Origin of the sequence: Streptococcus alactolyticus, from assembly GCF_042649785.1 — a bacterium.
Lineage (GTDB): Bacteria > Bacillota > Bacilli > Lactobacillales > Streptococcaceae > Streptococcus > Streptococcus alactolyticus.
Window position 1 is genome coordinate 62188 of the sequence record NZ_JBHRZX010000014.1, and the last position, 18098, is coordinate 80285.

The window sequence follows — 18098 nt, forward strand, 5'->3', positions numbered from 1 at the left end:
TTAATTGGGAAACACGCTATTGTTACCAAAGAAATGCCTCATACAGTAATCGGAGCATTTATGTTTGCTTTTCGAGGAGAAAATGGGGATTATATTAATGCATTATTGAGTACTAATAATTTTCAAAAAGAAGTTCATAAAAGTTTGGGAGCCACTATCAATCAAATTACAGGAAAAGATTTTTCTATGATGAATTTTCAAACTCCTAAACTTGAAGAACAGAATAAAATCGGTTCATTCTTCAAGCAGCTAGATAACACTATCGCTCGTCATCAGCGTAAGTGCGATGAATTGAAAGAGATGAAGAAAACACTTTTGAAAAATCTTTTCATCTAAAAAAGTGACAAAAAGGCAAAAACTTGAAGTTTTCACTTCAAGTTTTTTCGTTAGGAGTTTAGGTTGGACAAAGAGCGCATGATCAGGTCGATGTCCTGGCTTTCCAGTTCGTTGATGATGTGGAGGTAGGTTTTTTGCGTGGTAGTCATATTAGAATGCCCCAGCCTTCTGGAAACGCTGGCAATGGAAACACCCGCAAAGAGCAGCAGCGAAGCGTGGGTGTGGCGCAAGCCATGAACAGTGATGACAGGGATCCCAGCATTTCGGCAATGCCTCGCCAAGCGGTCATTTACCGTCGAGTTATAGACCTTTCCCTTGATAAAAATTGGCTGATTGTCAGGCAAATCCCGCAGCAATTCCGCAAACTGAATCACCGTTTGCCAGTCTATTGGAACCTTGCGAATGGACGATTGGTTTTTAGTGGGGAGAAAACCGCTATTGCCCTTGTAATCCCACGTTTTAGACACAAAAAGCGTCTGATGCGTCAAATCAAAATCCTTTGGCGTCAGCGCTAAAGCCTCCGAAAAGCGCAATCCAGTCTTTGCAATCAGCAAAATCAACCAGTCCATGTTGATCTGCGGAACCAAGTCAAGATCATCCAGCAATTTGTGCAGTTCGTATTGATTTAAAAACTTAGGCTTCTTGGCACGAGGCTGCTTGCCCTTGATAATAGCCTTGCGAGTCGGATCCCTTTGAATCAAACCCTCATCCACCGCGTCCAAAATCGCGCATTTCAAATGGTGGTGGAAGTCCATCGTCGTCTGACGCTCGTGCTCGCTGGCGTATTGATTTAACAGACGCTGATAAGACATCCGATTCAAATGCCTGATCTCAAGCTCAGGCACCAATTTCTCCAGCCACCGATAAGCCATATCGTATTTTTGCATAGTCACAGGCCGAATCGCCCCTTCCTTATAAACCGAAATCCATTGCTTGTAGTAATCACAAAACAACATCGCCTCAGAATGCTTCATCTCATCCATAAGTAACCCTCCTTTTTTGAAAACAAACAGAAAAGCAAACATTTACAACAATACTGTACCCCACCCCACCCCAAAAATGCACCACCAACCCCCAATTCACCCCCAAAAATCCTTACGCTGATGAAGAGTTATGGTGTTGTCTAACTGTTTGAAGAATGAGCCTATTTTCGTCTGTTCTGCTAGTGTCGGAACATTGATTGGAACTTGACCAATCTCATTCTTGTTAATTTTCTTTGGAAAGGCGATATGCAAAGTCCTCTTCCAAATCTGGTCTTGTACAAATGGTGAATAAATACTTGCCTGCAAGAAATAAGGATTTAACTCCTCAGATTTGAATAGTGCAAGACTAACGTAATAGGCGAGGTCTTCGTCTGTTTCAACGACATTCGCAGTTCCTATATCCCCGATTCGAGTCATCAAGACATCACCTCGTTGTGGTCTTATTTTGAATTCATCTTCAAAAGCCTCACGAGAAATGAACTTATTTGAAGTCAAAGTCTTGATATTCTCAACACTAAGAAACATCACACCATTATCTTGATACTTAGGAGTTTGGTGGGTTCCGTCATAAATATCGGAAACCTCGTTCAACTTACGCTGTTCCCAAGCGTTAGCTTTTTTTGGACAAAATTGAATCTATGATATAATAAATGGGAGTTATTATTATGATTTTAGATATTAATGTAAAAGAAATGGTCATTTTGGGTGTTCCATTTGAGGGTAGAAAAATTTTTACAAGTGTTTGGTACGCTCTAAGCACCAATATGATTGAAGGTTGGGAGCCGACTGCTAAAGATGTCGAACGTTTAAAAAGTGAAGCCATTGCTTTAGGAGCGGCATCCTGAGTCTAAACACTGCTAAACACTTTTAGCGGTGTTTTTCTTTGAGAAGTCTAAAAACTTCTTCAAAAATATGGTACAATGAGAAAAGGACATTTTTTAGGAGGGGAGTGCCGTATGGTTCCAGCGTACATTAGAATTCACGATGCGATTAAGAAACAGATTGACGATGGCTTTTGGGAGATTGGGCAGCGTTTGCCGAGTGAACGGGATTTGGCAGATGAGTACGAGGTGAGCCGTATGACGCTGCGTCAGGCTATTACGCTCTTGGTGGAAGAGGGCATTTTGGAGCGTCGTGTGGGGAGCGGGACTTATGTCGCCAGCCACCGCGTGCAAGAAAAAATGCGTGGAACGACTAGTTTTACCGAGATTGTCCGCTCACAAGGAAAAACGCCTTCATCTCGCTTGATTTCTTACCAACGAAAACCAGCCAATAACACCGAGCTTCAACGCTTGCAGCTGAAAGAAACGGATTATGTGATTCGCATGGAACGGGTGCGCTACGCTGACCATATGCCGCTTGTTTTTGAAGTGGCTGCCATTCCAGAAACGCTCATTCAATCCTTCAATAAAGAGGACATTACCGAGCATTTTTTCCAAACTTTGACCGACCACGGTTACGAGATTGGAAAGAGTCAGCAAACCATCTACGCCAAAAATGCCAGCGAAAAAGTGACAAATTACCTCAAAATTCCTAAAAATCACGCCGTCCTCGTCCTGACACAAGTTTCCTATTTCACCGACGGCAGACCATTTGAATATGTCCACAGCCAATATGTTGGTGACCGATTTGAATTTTATTTGGAAAATAAATGATCTGAAACACCTGATTTTTTAAGGTGTTTCTTTTTGTATTGAAAAATTTAACCAATTCTGACCATTTGCGTGCTTTCTGACTATTAAAACCGCGCGAAATATGATAAAATAAAGGCTATGGAAATTGAAAAAACCAATCGCATGAACGCTTTATTTGAATTTTATGCGGCTTTGTTGACCGATAAGCAGATGAATTATATCGAGTTGTATTACGCTGATGATTACAGCTTGGCAGAAATTGCTGAGGAGTTTGGTGTCAGCCGTCAGGCGGTTTATGACAACATCAAGCGAACTGAAAAAATCCTCGAAGCTTACGAGATGAAGCTCCATATGTATTCTGATTATATCGTTCGTAGTCAGATTTTTGATGAGATTTTAGAAAAATACCCTGACAATGCTTTCTTAGAAGAGAAAATCACGATTTTGAGTAGTATTGACAACCGTGATTAAACACCCGTCAGAGAAAATGATAGAAATGAAAGACAGATTCAAGTAGGAGAATGATATTATGGCTTTTGAGAGTTTAACCGAACGCCTGCAAGGCGTGTTTAAAAACATTCGTGGCAAACGCAAACTTTCTGAAAAAGACGTGCAGGAAGTCACCAAGGAAATTCGTCTGGCCTTGTTAGAGGCGGACGTTGCCCTTCCAGTTGTTAAAACCTTCATCAAACGTGTCAGAGAACGTGCTATCGGGCATGAAATCATTGATACCCTTGACCCAACTCAACAAATCGTCAAAATCGTCAATGAAGAATTGACAGAGATTTTAGGGTCTGAAACGGCTGAAATTGAGAAATCACCTAAGATTCCCACCATTATCATGATGGTCGGATTGCAAGGGGCTGGTAAAACAACCTTTGCTGGTAAATTAGCTAACAATCTCATCAAGGAAGAAAATGCACGTCCTTTGTTGATTGCGGCCGATATTTACCGTCCAGCAGCGATTGACCAATTGAAAACCCTTGGGCAACAAATCGATGTACCTGTCTTTGACATGGGAACGGACCACTCAGCTGTTGAGATTGTCAAAAACGGTTTAGCCCAAGCCAAAGAACACCGCAATGACTACGTTATCATTGATACGGCAGGTCGTCTGCAAATTGATGAAAAACTCATGAACGAATTGCGTGACGTTAAAGCCTTGGCACAACCAAATGAAATTCTCTTGGTTGTTGATAGCATGATTGGTCAAGAGGCTGCCAACGTCGCTGACGAGTTCAACAAACAATTGGATATCACAGGGGTTGTTTTAACCAAGATTGACGGGGATACACGTGGTGGTGCAGCGCTTTCTATTCGAGAAATCACAGGTAAACCAATTAAGTTCACTGGTACTGGTGAAAAAATCACTGATATCGAAACCTTCCACCCAGACCGTATGTCTAGCCGTATTCTCGGTATGGGTGACTTGTTGACGCTGATTGAAAAAGCCAGCCAAGAGTACGATGACAAGAAATCATTGGAACTCGCTGAAAAAATGCGTGAAAACACCTTTGATTTCAACGATTTCATCGAACAATTGGACCAAATGCAAAGCATGGGACCAATGGAAGATTTGATTAAGATGATTCCAGGTATGGCAAGCAATCCAGCCATGAAAAACTTCAAAGTGGACGAAAAAGAAATTGCTCGAAAACGTGCCATCGTGTCATCAATGACACCTGAAGAACGTGAAAACCCAGATTTGCTTAACCCAAGCCGTCGCCGCCGTATCGCAGCGGGTTCTGGTAACAGCTTTGTCGAAGTTAACAAATTCATCAAAGATTTCAACCAAGCCAAACAAATGATGCAAGGCGTTATGTCAGGTGACATGGACAAAGCCATGAAACAAATGGGCATCAACCCAAATAACCTCCCTAAAAATATGCCAAATGGCATGGATATGTCAGCTCTAGAAAGCATGATGGGCGGAAATGGTATGCCTGATTTATCAGCCCTAGGTGGCGGAGATATGGACTTACGCGAAATGATGGGCGGCGGCCTCAGAGGCCGAATCGGTGAATTCGCCATGAAACAATCCATGAAACGCATGGCAAACCGAATGAAAAAAGCCAAGAAAAAACGTAAGAAATAAAAAATATCTTGCAGATAAATCAATAGATCAATGAAAAAGGCTGAATGATTTGGCCTTTTTCATTATGAATTAAAGGTATTTCTTTTACCAAACACCCCAGAGAGCTAGTTTAAAACTTTACTTCTATTTATTTGATGTGTATAATATAAGTATAAATAGGAGGACAAGCAATATGCCAATGACCCCTAAGCAGATGATAAAATTGCTTAAAAAATGGGTTTTACGAAGTCAGCCAAAATGGAAGCCATAAGAAATTTCGAGATGATAAAGGACACCAAATCATTGTTCCATTACACAATAAAGACCTCGGAAAGGGCCTTGAAGACGCTATTTTAAAACAAGCAGGTTTGAAATAATCTACTTGCTGAATAGCAATGCTTATTTCACTACAACAATTACGAGGAGGTTTATTATGTTAGTTTATCCAGCTTTATTTACCCAAGATGGTGATTATATTCTTGTAACTTTTCCAGACGTTCCTGAAGCTATTACCCAAGGAAAAGATGTTCAAGAAGCTTTTGAAAAAGCTACAGAAGTTCTAGGATTTGCACTCGAAGATTATAAAGAGTATCCACAACCAACTTCGCCATCGGATTTAAAACAGCAATTTCCCGATAGCTATATCGCCTTAATTCAAATTGATATGGTTGTCTACATGAAAAAGTATCATGCCAACAAGATTCGTAAAAACGTGACTATTCCTGAATGGTTGAATGACTTGGCAGAGGAAAACGATGTTAATTTTTCTCAAGTCTTAACAGAAGCCTTGGAAAGAAAACTACAGCCTTAATAAACTATTGAAAGTCCGTGCGAGCGGGCTTTTTATTTACCCTATTATACAAATCAGCAACCTAAGAGGAAAATATGAATTGTGAAACCAGTCATTCAGGAAATTATATCATCTACACAGATGGTTCTTATAAAAAGTACAACAGCGGTAACGTTAAAGCTTCATGTGCCTATATTGTTTTAGATGACAATCACGAAGTCATTTTAAAGGGAAAGAGTGCCATTTCAGATACCAAAGAAAAGTTACTAAATTCCGTAGGCGTAGAACTTTTTTCGGTTATTATTGCCTTAAAAGCTCTACGGAAAATAATCAAAGATGCTGATAAAGTGAGTGTTACCATTATGACGGATTATCGAGAATTGGAGCGCCTTCATCATTTGTTAAATACTCACAGGAAATCGTCTTATAAAAAGAAAGAAAAACAGCAGATTTTTCAGTGGAATTGGTATTATTCAAATCTCTGTCAAGTGTTTAAATTGTACAAAGAATTGGGCAAAGAGTTAATTTTAGAGGTTAAATGGTGTCGTGGACACGCTGGAATTTTTTGGAACGAAAAAGCTGATAGTTTAGCAAAAGATGTGACTAAAAAGCGAGGCAAAGAAAAGAGAAGAACAAAAAATAAAATAATAGATATACACAAATAAATTTACGTTATCTATGGAAACAGATTTCTGAAGTATTTATATTTTTCTCTGAACATCTTTCTGAAAAACTGTAATTTTCTTGAAAGATAGGTAGACCTGTGATATACTTCTAGTTATCAGATATTTGGGAGTTTTTTAGCAAAAAATGAAACGTGAACACATTTTACAAAAAATCGACGAGCTGAAAACGCTCATGCCTTGGTACGTCTTGGATTATTATCAATCAAAATTAACCGTTCCTTACAGTTTTACGACCTTGTATGAATACCTCAAGGAATACAGACGCTTTTTTGAATGGCTTTTGGATTCTGGGATTTCAGATGCTGATAAAATGGCTGATATTGACTTATCAACCTTGGAACACCTCTCTAAAAAAGACATGGAATCCTTTATTTTGTACCTGCGTGAACGTCCGTCGCTCAATACTTATTCCAAAAAGCAAGGGGTTTCACAAACAACCATAAACCGTACGCTTTCAGCGCTTTCCAGCCTTTTCAAATACCTGACAGAAGAGGTCGAGGATGAAAATGGTGACCCCTACTTCTACCGCAACGTCATGAAAAAAGTCGCTACCAAAAAGAAAAAAGAAACCTTGGCAGCTCGGGCAGAAAACATCAAGGGCAAATTGTTTTTGGGCAATGAAACCATGGCTTTCATTGATTATATTGACAAAACTTATCAAAGTACGCTGTCGCATCGTGCCTTATCTTCTTTCCAAAAAAATAAAGAGCGCGATTTGGCCTTGATTGCCCTACTGCTTGCCTCCGGCGTTCGTTTGTCTGAGGCGGTCAATCTAGACGTCAAGGACTTAAACCTTAACATGATGATTATTGAAGTGACGCGAAAGGGTGGCAAACGTGATGCAGTCAATATCGCTGGTTTTGCTAAACCTTATTTGGAAGCTTACCTTGCCATTCGTACCCCACGTTATAAGGCTGAAAAGCAAGACCAAGCCCTCTTTCTCACCGAATACCGTGGGGTTCCAAATCGCATCGACGCATCCAGCGTGGAAAAATTGGTCGCCAAATACTCGCAAGCCTTCAAAGTCCGCGTCACACCGCATAAATTGCGACACACCTTGGCGACTCGCCTATACGACACCACAAAATCACAAGTCCTAGTTAGCCACCAACTCGGACACGCCAGCACTCAAGTCACCGACCTCTACACCCACATCGTCAACGACGAACAAAAAAATGCCTTGGATAAATTGTAAAAAAAGAAGTAGGATTAACCCCCTACTTTTTCTCTTACTCTTTTGGTAATGCAATAGTAACCTGAGTGCCTTTATCAACTTGGCTAGTGATGCTGATGGCTAGATTCAGACTATCTAAAATTTGTTTGGTCATGTAAAGCCCTAAACCAGTGGCTTTTTGATTCTCATGGCCATTAAAACCTGTGAAGCCTTCCTCAAATAAACGTGGCAAGTCCTCTTCTAGTATTCCAATACCATTATCTGATATGCTAATCCTACCATCTGTTATTTCAATTCTAATCTTGCCTTGTTCCTTAGAATACTTTATGGCATTGTCTAGGATTTGTGAAATGGCAAAGCTGAGCCATTTGCGGTCAGAAGCAAGCAGCCAATCACCTTCGACTTCGATAGATAATTGCTTCAGTAGGCAAGGAATGCGGTATTTTTTAACGTTTTCAATCGTGATATCGCGTACAGACAGGCGTTCAAATCGAAAATCATCCTTGTTCTGGCTGAATTTGAGGTAGGTTAGCAAGGTATCCAGATAGTTCTGCAAGCGAGTCAGTTATTGCTGAACTTCCTTGCCATCTAGCTGATTGGTTTGTGCCATCAAGGACAGGGCAGACAGTGGAACTTTCATTTGGTGCGACCACATCTTGACAAGGCTCTGCACATCTTCAGTCTTAGCCTGCTCTGCCAACAATTCTTGTGCACTTTGCTCGTACAAACGAATAATCACATCTTTATAGGCTAATTCTGACGGCAATTGTAAGGTATCTAATTCGTTTACATAAATAAATTGTTGTAACGTATTGATTTTATGTTTAAAACGTTGGTACTGCCATAAGGTGATAAAGCTGAGGATCGTCAGATTGAGCAGAAAACTGATCACAAAATAGACGATAGGCAAGTGGTAAAGAGCAAAAACAATTAGAAAGAGAGCACTCAGTAACGCATAGCTCCAGTACCAAACGGCATTTTCTTTAAAAAAAGTTCGAATCATTTTAAGAGATACCCCACTCCTCGGACTGTGTGAATGGCATTGAAACCTAGTGGTGTTATTTTTTTACGCAGGCGTGCCATGTTGACGCTGAGCGTGTTTTGATCGATAAAGCTGTCGTTTTCCCACAATTTTTCCAGCAATTCCTCCTTGGTCACCACTTGATTTTGGTGTTCAAATAAAATGGATAAAATTTTATTTTCTGTTGGCGAAAGGGAAATTTGTTCTGTGCCATTTGACAAAACCCCGTCACGCGAGAGGCTAAATGCCCCTAACTGGTAAGTGTCTGAGGTGAATTGGTAAGCTCGTCTTAAAAAGGCAGAAATTTTAGCATCTAAAATGGTCAATGAAAAGGGTTTTGACACAAAATCATCTCCACCCATATTGAGCGCCATGACCGTATCCATCTCATCATCGCTGGATGAAATGAAAATAATAGGCAAGGTCATCGTCTTGCGAATTTCTGTCGTCCAGTAAAAACCATTAAAATAAGGCAGGGTAATATCAATCAAAATCAAATCTGGCTGAATTTCCTCAACTTCTTGCTTAATGGCTCGAAAATTTTGCACACTAAAGACCTCATAAGTCTGGCTCAAGTGCTGTTTTAACAATTTAACGATGGTTTCGTCGTCCTCAATAATGTAAATCTTTCCTTGTTTCATAGTATTATTGTAACATAAGCTCTGATGAATCAAAATAAAAGATGGCCGCAAGGGCCACCTTATTTAACGATCAATGATTTTATAGTAAGTTTGGCTAGTGATTTTGTAAATCATGAAATAAACGAGGGTTAAGATGACAATGGTCGAACCACTCACGATGTAAATCGTGCTTGAGCTTGTCACACCGAAAATAAGCAACATTTGTTTTAACATAACCAAGGCCACCGCAAAATGTAGGGTTGCTAGTCCTAACGGCATGAAGAAAACCAGTAAAATTTGTGAATTGATGGCTTTTTTCACTTCTTGGCTGTTCATCCCAACTTCTTGCAAGATTTTATAAGATTTCTTGTCCTCAATACCTTCTGAACGTTGTTTGTAGTAAATAATCAAGGCTGCGCCCATTAGGAAACTGATACCCAGCAAGAAACCTGTGAACAAGAAGCCACCTGTGAAGGCATAAGCACTGTCGAGGTATTCCTGTTTGGTTTCTACCGTAGCTGAAATGCTATTTCCATTGGCATCTTCGTGAACGACTTCTGATTCACCGCCAAAGTGTGCCAAGGACTTGATTTCTTTTTGAGAAAGATCAGCATAGCTGATAAGTGATGTTTGATGGAAAACCTTATTTTTCGTGAAGATTGTTTCAATGTTATTAAGCACTTCTTGGTTGCTGACGACTAAGACAGCTGGGTTGTAGGTATTGGCTACTTCTGGGAAGTTAACCTCCTTGAGATTATGGACATTGTCAAAGGTTTGCCCAAATAAGTCCAGTTTTTCCAAATGGCTGTTGTCTTTTTGGGTAAAGAAAGCAGTTTGGTTTTCATTGAGGTGTGAGAGTTTGTTTCCCAAGGCTCTAAAGTCATCCTGTGTGACGATGTAAAGATAGCCAGCGCTGATAAGGTTAGGATTTTCGACATCCTCACGCGTCATGGCAATCTCTTTGGCATCTGAAACTGGGAAAAGCGTATAAACAGAACGGTAAGTGAGCCATTGGTCTGCAGGTTTGTGCAAGGGTTCCATGACCTCTTTTTCCATCAAGGTATCCATATCTGCTTGATTGTCAGCGTTAAGAGCTACCTTGGTGGTTTTTGGGAACATCATGTTCACTTGCGTTTGGGTATTCACATAAAGCGACGTTGTTGTAGCAATCGTAACAAATGCCATAACCGCTAGTAAAGTGATATTAGCCAGACCAACGGCATTTTGTTTCATACGGAAAATCATTTGTGCCGTTGTGACAAAGTGTTCAGGTTTGTAAAAATAAGCCTTATTTTGACGACGGCGTTTCAAATACCAAGTCATGAAACTGATATAAAAGAGATAGGTTCCTATGATAACCAGCACAACTGCCGCAAAGAAACGATACAATACAACCAAAGCAGCTACTTTAGTGGATGATAGGGACAAATAATAACCAATTCCCAAAGACAAAACACTCAAAATAGCCAGCAAGACATTACCGCGAGGTTCTTTTTCCCCTTGCTCTTGCTTTTTAAACAAGGCAAGCGGTGAGGTGCGACGAATGGTGTAAAGATTGACCCCTTCTAGCAGAACAAACATTCCGATAAAGAGAACAATTGCACTCACAAAGGCTTCAAGGGATAAGGTCAAGACCATCTGATGATAATGCAGGAGATTCACAAAAGCCAAATAGAACAATTGTGAAAAGATAGCAGACAAGACACTACCTAACACGATGACTCCCAGCAAAATCAAACCTAATTCAATGGTTGATAGCCAGCTGACCTGCCAACGATTCATCCCCAACATATTATACAGACCAAATTCCTTACTGCGTTGTTTGAGTAAAAATTGATAGCTGTAAATTTCCATCACGGCTGAAAAAATCGCCAAAACAATCAAAGCGAGACTGAGAATAGAGGCCCCATGACGCATTCCCCCACCAACAGGGCTAAACAAAATCAGCAAAGTTGAGCAGTTTAGGACAAATAAAATTGTACTGCTGAGCAGGAATGGTCCAAAAACATTAATGGACTTTTTAATATTAGACCAAGCGAGTTTTGCATAAAACATATTACTGACCTCCAAGTAAAGCGCTCATGGTAAGCGAAATATCTTTTGCAAATTCTTGATTGGTCTTGTGACCACGGTAAATTTGGTGGAAAATACGCCCATCTTTGATAAAGAGGAGTCTTTTCGCATGACTAGCCGCATTGGCAGAGTGAGTTACCATCAGCAAAGTCTGACCGTCTGCGTTAATCTCTTCAAACAGTTTTAAAATATCTTCTGAATTTTTGTAGTCAAGAGCGGCAGTCGGCTCATCTGCTAAAAGCAATTGTGACTTAGTGATAAGACTTCTAGCAATGGCAACACGTTGTTTTTGACCACCAGATAATTCAAACGAGCGTTTGTCTAGCAAGCTTTCAATGTGTAGTTTCTTTGCCAAAGGCTGCAAGCGTTGCTCCATCTCTTGATAAGGCAAGCGACCAAGTACCAAAGGTAAGAAAATGTTATCCTTGACCGAAAGGGTATCCAACAAGTTAAAATCTTGAAAGACAAAGCCAAGATTCTTCAAACGAAAAGCAGCCAACTGACTTTCCTTGATTTTGATAATGTCCTCTCCGTTTAACATGACAGAACCCTTAGTTGGTTTTTCCAAAGTCGCCAAAATGTTCAACAAGGTGGTTTTTCCTGAACCTGATTCTCCCATAATGGCGATAAATTCGTTTTTATCAACCTTAAAATCAACATCTTGTAAGGCACGCGTTTCCTCTTTTGAAAAGCGAGTGCGGAAAACTTTCTCTAAGTGATTAATCTCTAATAACATCTCTTTCTCCTTTATTTGGTATTTTAATACTATTTGCGTTTTATTTTTCTTCTGCCACTCCAATACCACACACCTAAGCTGATGACGCTTGCGGTGATCAGGTATAGAATGGTTATTAAACTATTGGTATCCATTAGGCTTATTTCTCCTAACATTCTTATTTGACTAAGCGGAAGGTCTGATATACTAGTAGGTTGCAGAACCTAGTATTGCCATACTCAACCAAATAAACAGCTGACTTCCTAATTGTAGGTGTCTTTTGATTGCTTGATTCATCTCATTGCTCCTCTCTTATTGACAAGTCTATTGTATCGAAAAAGGAGCCTTTCCTTCCTTACAGTTTCTCCTTTAAATCTTACAAAAATGTAAGAATAAAGTCATCAAAAACGCCCGAGACTAAATCTCAGACGTTTGTCGTTTTAGTTCAGTTCTTGTACCAACTGTTTCAAATAAGCATGACTAGCCACTTGCTCTTTAGGATTGGTGACATTTGCCAGATTAATCTCGTAAATGCTGGTAGCACGGCTATTAAGAAGTGGCAGAAGCTTTGCCCAATCTATCTTTCCTTGTCCCAGCGGCAGACTATCGTGGCGTTTTCCAAAAGAATCCACCAAATGGTAGTGAACGATGTTCTTTTTCAGGGTACTTAAAGACCTTTGTAGGGCCACATTATCCCGATTTAAGAAAATGAAGGCATGAGAAATATCGTAAGCCAACGGGTAGCCTTTTTGCAGCAAGACTTGGTCAAAATCAGGATGGCCAAAGGAAAAGAGATTTGAAATCCCATTTTCAAACATGATGCGATTTCCACCCAGTTGCCAAAGAGCATCTATTCGAGAAAAGAGGTAATCTTGAGCGTCTTTGAGGGTTTCAAAGGGATCTAGCAAGTCCTTTTCTCGCAAATCATAAGAGCCATGCACCAGTACTTTACAGTCAAATGCGTTAGCAAGTTCCAGCAAAGTCTTGGTGGTTTCATCAATAAACGAAACAAGTTCTGGCTTGTGGGCTGGATGAGCTACCAACTCCAAAAACTGCCCTTGGTATTTCATGGGTTGATGTAAAATAATATGCTTCACCCCGCTCATTTTGACAGTTTCAATGGCATCGCGCAACATTTTCAAACCTTGAGGAGTAAAATCGTGTTCTGACGTGTAAAACTCAAAGATTTCAGGTTGGTATGTTAGGCGACTCGCCACTTGAATAGGGTCACAACTGGCTTTCAAACCTAATCGAACAGGAAACATTGGCAACCTCCCTGAGATACTTTTAGACATCAAGATAAGCTTGCAAATCCGTCAAAGCACGCTCTGCAATTTTTTCGTAACGTTCTTTCTTATCGCGAATACGAGGACCGTCCAACTCTTTAATGATACCAAAGTTGACATTCATCGGTTGGAAATGCTTGCTTTCCGCATGAGTGATGTAATGTGGTAGCGCGCCAATAGCCGTGGTTTGTGGGAAAATCACAGGTTCTTCACCTTTGAAACGGCGAACAGCATTGATACCAGCTACCAAACCTGACGCTGCTGATTCAACGTAACCTTCTACCCCTGTCATTTGACCAGCAAAGAAGAGGTCTGGATTTTTACGTGTGGCAAAAGTTTCCGTCAAAAGATTTGGCGAATCCATGTAAGAATTGCGGTGCATCACACCATAACGAACAAAATCAGCGTTTTCAAGACCAGGAATCATACGAAAAACTCGCTTTTGTTCGCCCCATTTCAAATGCGTTTGGAAACCGACAATATTGTACAGGCTACCAGCAGCGTTATCTTGACGCAACTGCACAACTGCATAAGGCGTTTTAAATTCCCCATCTCGAGGTCCTTTGTAATCTTCTGGGTATTCTAAGCCAACTGGTTTCATCGGGCCATAAAGCATGGTTTTAATGCCGCGTTTCGCCATCACTTCAATTGGCATACACCCTTCAAAGTATTTTTCCTTTTCAAAACTGTTGAGTGGTGCTTCTTCTGCATTAACCAAAGCATCGTGAAAAGCCATGAACTCCTCTTTGGTCATAGGGCAGTTCAGATAAGCAGCCTCTCCTTTGTCGTAACGTGATTTGAGATAAACCTTATCCATATCAATCGAACCCTTATCGACAATCGGCGCCGCTGCATCGTAGAAATAAAAGCCATCCCCACCATTTAACGCATGAATACGTTCAGCAAGAGCGTCAGACGTCAACGGACCGCTGGCAATCACAGTAATCGCATCATCAGGAATTTCCGTGATTTCCTCACGAATAACCTCAATAAGCGGATGATTGCTGACCTCGTCAGTCACCATTTGCGAAAAGCCGTCACGGTCAACTGCCAAAGCACCACCTGCAGGTACACGCGTGCTTTCTGCGGCTTTCATGATAACAGAATCCAAACGACGCATTTCTTCCTTGAGTAGTCCTACCGCATTGGTCAAGCTATCACCGCGCAGCGAATTAGAACAAACCAACTCCGCAAATTGGTCGGTTTTATGTTGTGGGGTCGCTTTTTTCCCACGCATTTCATAGAGTTTGACAGGAATGCCACGCTTAGCAATTTGATAGGCAGCTTCAGATCCCGCCAAACCAGCTCCAATGACATTGATATAAGATGATTGAGACAATAGACTAATACCTCCAAAAATGACAGTTCTCACCGCCATTTTCCAAATGCGGGGAATGCCCCACACCTGAATCTTTCTAATTATGATATGTTTTATCATATCATAAATTACATAAAACACCAAAATAAACTATTATTTACGTAATTATAATTATGTAAATAATATAACACTAAAAAAGCTCGCAAACTCATTGCGAAGCTTTTTGGTTATTTGATGACTTCTTCTGTGTAATCGCATTCTTCATTGCTGCAGACCACTTGCTTGCCTCCCCCACGGATTTTCTTCTCAACCAGATAATCACCTGATTTTGGACACGTTCGTCCGACAGGTTTGTCCCAAGAGGTGAATTCGCAGTCGGGGTAGCGGTCACAACCATAGAAAATACGGTTACGTTTGGTTTTGCGTTCAATCACTTGACCTTCGCCACAAAGCGGACAAGTCACGCCGATTTCCTTGGTAATAGCTTTGGTATTATGACATTCTGGGAAGTTGCTACAAGCGTAGAATTTGCCGTAGCGACCGAGTTTGATAACCATAGGATGCCCGCAGAGTTCGCAGTCAAAACCAGCAGGTTCATCCTTGATTTGAATTTTTTCAATCTCGGTTTCAGCTTTTGCCAATTCTTTTTCAAACGGTTTGTAGAAGGCATCGATGACGGTCTGCCACTGCTGTTTACCTTCTTCGACCTCGTCAAGCTTACTTTCCATATCAGCCGTGAATTTGACATCCACGATATCAGGGAAGAATTCCACAATCAAGCCATTAACAATCTCACCCAATTCGGTTGGTTCAAAGCGTTTAGCAGCCAGACGGACATAATAACGTCTTTGGATGACATCAAGTGTTGGAGCGTAGGTTGACGGACGTCCCACACCGTTTTCTTCCAAGGTTTTAATCAAGGTTGCTTCCGAATAACGAGCTGGTGGTTGGGTAAAGTGTTGTTCTGGGTTGGTTGATACCTTTTTAACACTATCGCCCTCAGCCATGTCTGGCAACATTTTGTTTTTGTCAGAGTCGTTATACACGGCTAAATAACCGTCGAATTTCACTTGACTACCGTTGGCGGTGAAGCGCACACCATTTTGCTCCAAATGCACCTTCATGGTATCAAAGATTGCTGCTGTCATTTGACTGGCCACAAAACGATTCCAAATCAAGGTATACAGTTTTAGCTGGTCCTTATCCAAATGCTGTGCAATCGATTCAGGGGTTAAGGTCACATTTGACGGACGAATAGCTTCGTGGGCATCTTGAGCACCTGAAGCATTTTTCACACGATTGCCATGTTTCGAATAAGTCGCTCCAAAACGTTCTGTGATTAAGTTTGCGGCTTCGTTTTGAGCCACAGGGCTAATACGCGTTGAGTCCGTACGCATATAAGTAATCAAACCTTGTGTGCCGCTCTTACCAAGGCTAATTCCTTCGTACAATTGCTGTGCGACCATCATGGTCTTGCGAGTTCGGAAATTGATTTTGTTGGCAGCGTCTTGTTGAAGAGATGACGTGGTGTAAGGAAGTGGCGCATTGCGGCGACGTTCTTTCTTTTCAACTTTGGCTACTTCAAAGGTGTCACTCGTGATTAAAGCGAGCACTTTTTGCACATCTTCGTTGGTTTCGAGTTTTAGTTTTTTGCCATCAACACCGTAAAAAGAGGCTTGGAATTTCTTGTTTCCTTTTTGGAAGAAACCATCAATAGTCCAGTATTCTTCAGGTTTGAAAGCCTTGATTTCATTTTCACGGTCAATGATGAGTTTCAAAGCGACCGATTGCACGCGCCCCGCTGACAAGCCTTTTTTGACTTTCTTCCAAAGCAATGGCGAAATCGAGTACCCCACAATGCGGTCCAAAACGCGGCGAGCTTGTTGGGCATCAACCAGATTCATATCAATTTGTCGCGGTTCAACGAAGGCATTTTTGACCGCATCTTTGGTGATTTCGTTGAAAACCACACGGTTTTTGTCCGTTTCATCCAAATTTAAAATATGGGCCAAATGCCAAGAAATCGCTTCTCCTTCACGGTCTGGGTCACTTGCGAGATAGACTTTTTTAGCTTTTTTCGCTTCTTTTTTCAAGTCATTAATCAAAGGACCCTTCCCGCGAATATTGATGTATAGCGGTTCGTAATTATTGTCAAAATCAATGGACATGCTTGATTTTTTCAAATCACGGATATGACCAACTGAAGCGACAACCTTGTAGTTACGCCCCAAATATTTTTCAATGGTTTTGGCTTTTGCAGGAGATTCCACAATAACCAAATTCTTTTGTGGTTTTTTGCGTTTCGTTTTTGTTTTTGTTTTTTTGACAGTTTTAGATGCTTTTGAAACAGTCGTTGCCATAAAGCTCACTTCCTATTAGTAATAAACTTATATCATGATAACCCGCTTTTTTTAAACTGTCAATATAAAAGTTACGCATTTTGGAAACATTTTCAAAAAATCAGGGCAAAAAAATGTAAGAAAAAGGCTTGTCTTAATCACGATACTCCGACAAAATATCTTGCCCTGAAGTCACGCATTTAGCGCCTTCATTGATGAGTTTGTGGCAACCGTCTGATTGACCATCCAAGATATTTCCTGGTATGGCAAAGACATCCCGACCTTCTTCTAATGCCCTCTCACAAGTGATAAGACTTCCCGACCTCGCTTTGGCTTCAGCCACAAGCACACCTTGGGACAAACCTGCGATAATGCGATTTCGCTCAGGAAAATGGTACTTCAAAGGCTTCTCTCCTGGGGCATACTCACTTAAAACCAAATGATTTTTGCCTAAATAATCCTGTAATTGTTGATTTTCTTTAGGGTAATACACATCCAGCCCGCAACCGATAACAGCAATGGTCGCTCCGCCATTTTTCAAAACAGATACATGAGCACTGGTATCAATCCCACGCGCCAAACCGCTAACAATCACGAAACGATTGCCCAATTCTTTGATAATCTTTTGAACCGACTTGGTTCCCACAGCAGACGCATTTCTAGCGCCAACAACCGCTAATTTACGACGTTGAAGCAAGTCTAAATTGCCTTGATAAAAGAGCAAGACAGGAGGATTGTAACAATTTTTCAGCTCCAAGGGGTATTCCTTGTCTAAAATCGAAAGACTTGGGTAAGTGTTAAACTCCTGCCGCAAGGTTTTGCTATCTAGCGACTTGTAATTCTCAATAAACAAGACAGGATTGCGGCACTTTGAGACAACAGCCATATCCCTTAAGGACAGGGATTTCTTCTGCTTTTCGTGATACTCCAAAATCGCTAAGATATTCAGATTGGTTAAGCCTGCTTTTTTTAATTTAAACAATTCAAAATGATTCATGTGTCACCTCACTATCTTATTAGTTCGATAAAGAGGGCAAAAAATACCACCT

General features: G+C 40.8%; 17 protein-coding genes and 2 pseudogenes. 9 read left to right on the forward strand and 10 right to left on the reverse strand.

Annotation, left to right across the window (positions count from 1 at the left end; translation table 11 throughout):
- Positions 1–18 precede the first annotated feature (18 nt).
- Positions 19–336, forward strand: coding sequence for a restriction endonuclease subunit S (locus ACFORE_RS04210; protein ID WP_380435003.1), 318 nt, complete (start codon positions 19–21; stop codon positions 334–336).
- 50 nt (positions 337–386) lie between these two features.
- Here ACFORE_RS04210 and ACFORE_RS04215 read toward each other — a convergent pair whose 3' ends face one another.
- Together ACFORE_RS04215 and ACFORE_RS04220 are read right to left on the reverse strand one after the other, a co-directional pair.
- A complete protein-coding gene (locus ACFORE_RS04215; RefSeq protein WP_366125229.1) occupies positions 387–1319 on the reverse strand; it encodes a site-specific integrase in 933 nt (310 codons plus the stop codon).
- 96 nt (positions 1320–1415) lie between these two features.
- On the reverse strand, positions 1416–1955 hold the full coding sequence (locus ACFORE_RS04220; RefSeq protein ID WP_269725867.1) for a restriction endonuclease subunit S: 540 nt from the start codon (positions 1953–1955) through the stop codon (positions 1416–1418).
- A gap of 29 nt (positions 1956–1984) precedes the next feature.
- Between ACFORE_RS04220 and ACFORE_RS04225 the strand changes: the two genes are divergently transcribed.
- From ACFORE_RS04225 to xerS, 8 genes and pseudogenes are all read left to right on the forward strand, one after another.
- Positions 1985–2164 carry a hypothetical protein gene (locus ACFORE_RS04225; protein ID WP_235300405.1) on the forward strand — a complete coding sequence of 60 codons (180 nt, stop codon included), beginning with the start codon at positions 1985–1987 and terminating at the stop codon, positions 2162–2164.
- A gap of 111 nt (positions 2165–2275) precedes the next feature.
- Positions 2276–2974, forward strand: coding sequence for a GntR family transcriptional regulator (locus ACFORE_RS04230; protein ID WP_235300404.1), 699 nt, complete (start codon positions 2276–2278; stop codon positions 2972–2974).
- A gap of 117 nt (positions 2975–3091) precedes the next feature.
- Complete coding sequence (locus ACFORE_RS04235) at positions 3092–3424, forward strand: putative DNA-binding protein (RefSeq protein ID WP_168260798.1); 333 nt, start codon at positions 3092–3094, stop codon at positions 3422–3424.
- Positions 3425–3482: 58 nt separating this feature from the next.
- Positions 3483–5048 carry a signal recognition particle protein gene (gene ffh / locus ACFORE_RS04240; protein ID WP_235300403.1) on the forward strand — a complete coding sequence of 522 codons (1566 nt, stop codon included), beginning with the start codon at positions 3483–3485 and terminating at the stop codon, positions 5046–5048.
- Positions 5049–5220: 172 nt separating this feature from the next.
- Positions 5221–5404: pseudogene (locus ACFORE_RS04245) on the forward strand (type II toxin-antitoxin system HicA family toxin).
- Between the two features lie 56 nt (positions 5405–5460).
- On the forward strand, positions 5461–5838 hold the full coding sequence (locus ACFORE_RS04250; protein WP_235300402.1) for a type II toxin-antitoxin system HicB family antitoxin: 378 nt from the start codon (positions 5461–5463) through the stop codon (positions 5836–5838).
- Between the two features lie 74 nt (positions 5839–5912).
- The gene (locus tag ACFORE_RS04255; protein WP_235300401.1) at positions 5913–6482 is read left to right on the forward strand and encodes a ribonuclease HI; all 570 of its coding nucleotides are present in this window, start codon (positions 5913–5915) and stop codon (positions 6480–6482) included.
- Positions 6483–6627: 145 nt separating this feature from the next.
- Positions 6628–7698, forward strand: a complete 1071-nt coding sequence (xerS, locus tag ACFORE_RS04260; RefSeq protein ID WP_154454325.1) for a tyrosine recombinase XerS — start codon at positions 6628–6630, stop codon at positions 7696–7698.
- Between the two features lie 34 nt (positions 7699–7732).
- Here the strand turns inward: xerS and ACFORE_RS04265 are convergent.
- The 8 genes and pseudogenes from ACFORE_RS04265 to dprA form a co-directional block, all read right to left on the reverse strand.
- A pseudogene (locus tag ACFORE_RS04265) lies at positions 7733–8680 on the reverse strand (sensor histidine kinase).
- Positions 8677–9339: a response regulator transcription factor gene (locus ACFORE_RS04270; protein WP_154454326.1), complete on the reverse strand. Its 663-nt coding sequence runs from the start codon at positions 9337–9339 to the stop codon at positions 8677–8679. The pseudogene ACFORE_RS04265 and the gene ACFORE_RS04270 overlap by 4 nt, the downstream one beginning before the upstream one ends.
- Positions 9340–9402: 63 nt before the next feature.
- Entirely contained in the window at positions 9403–11373 is a 1971-nt protein-coding gene (locus ACFORE_RS04275) for an FtsX-like permease family protein (RefSeq protein WP_293651155.1), read from the reverse strand.
- A 1-nt stretch (position 11374) separates the two neighbouring features.
- Positions 11375–12127: an ABC transporter ATP-binding protein gene (locus tag ACFORE_RS04280; protein ID WP_269725839.1), complete on the reverse strand. Its 753-nt coding sequence runs from the start codon at positions 12125–12127 to the stop codon at positions 11375–11377.
- A 419-nt stretch (positions 12128–12546) separates the two neighbouring features.
- Positions 12547–13371: a sugar phosphate isomerase/epimerase family protein gene (locus tag ACFORE_RS04285; RefSeq protein ID WP_235281101.1), complete on the reverse strand. Its 825-nt coding sequence runs from the start codon at positions 13369–13371 to the stop codon at positions 12547–12549.
- Positions 13372–13393: 22 nt separating this feature from the next.
- Complete coding sequence (gene trmFO, locus ACFORE_RS04290) at positions 13394–14731, reverse strand: methylenetetrahydrofolate--tRNA-(uracil(54)-C(5))-methyltransferase (FADH(2)-oxidizing) TrmFO (RefSeq protein WP_240892610.1); 1338 nt, start codon at positions 14729–14731, stop codon at positions 13394–13396.
- A 206-nt stretch (positions 14732–14937) separates the two neighbouring features.
- Positions 14938–17070 carry a type I DNA topoisomerase gene (gene topA / locus ACFORE_RS04295; protein WP_269725838.1) on the reverse strand — a complete coding sequence of 711 codons (2133 nt, stop codon included), beginning with the start codon at positions 17068–17070 and terminating at the stop codon, positions 14938–14940.
- Between the two features lie 133 nt (positions 17071–17203).
- Positions 17204–18046, reverse strand: a complete 843-nt coding sequence (dprA, locus tag ACFORE_RS04300) for a DNA-processing protein DprA (RefSeq protein ID WP_154454331.1) — start codon at positions 18044–18046, stop codon at positions 17204–17206.
- Positions 18047–18098: the final 52 nt, after the last annotated feature.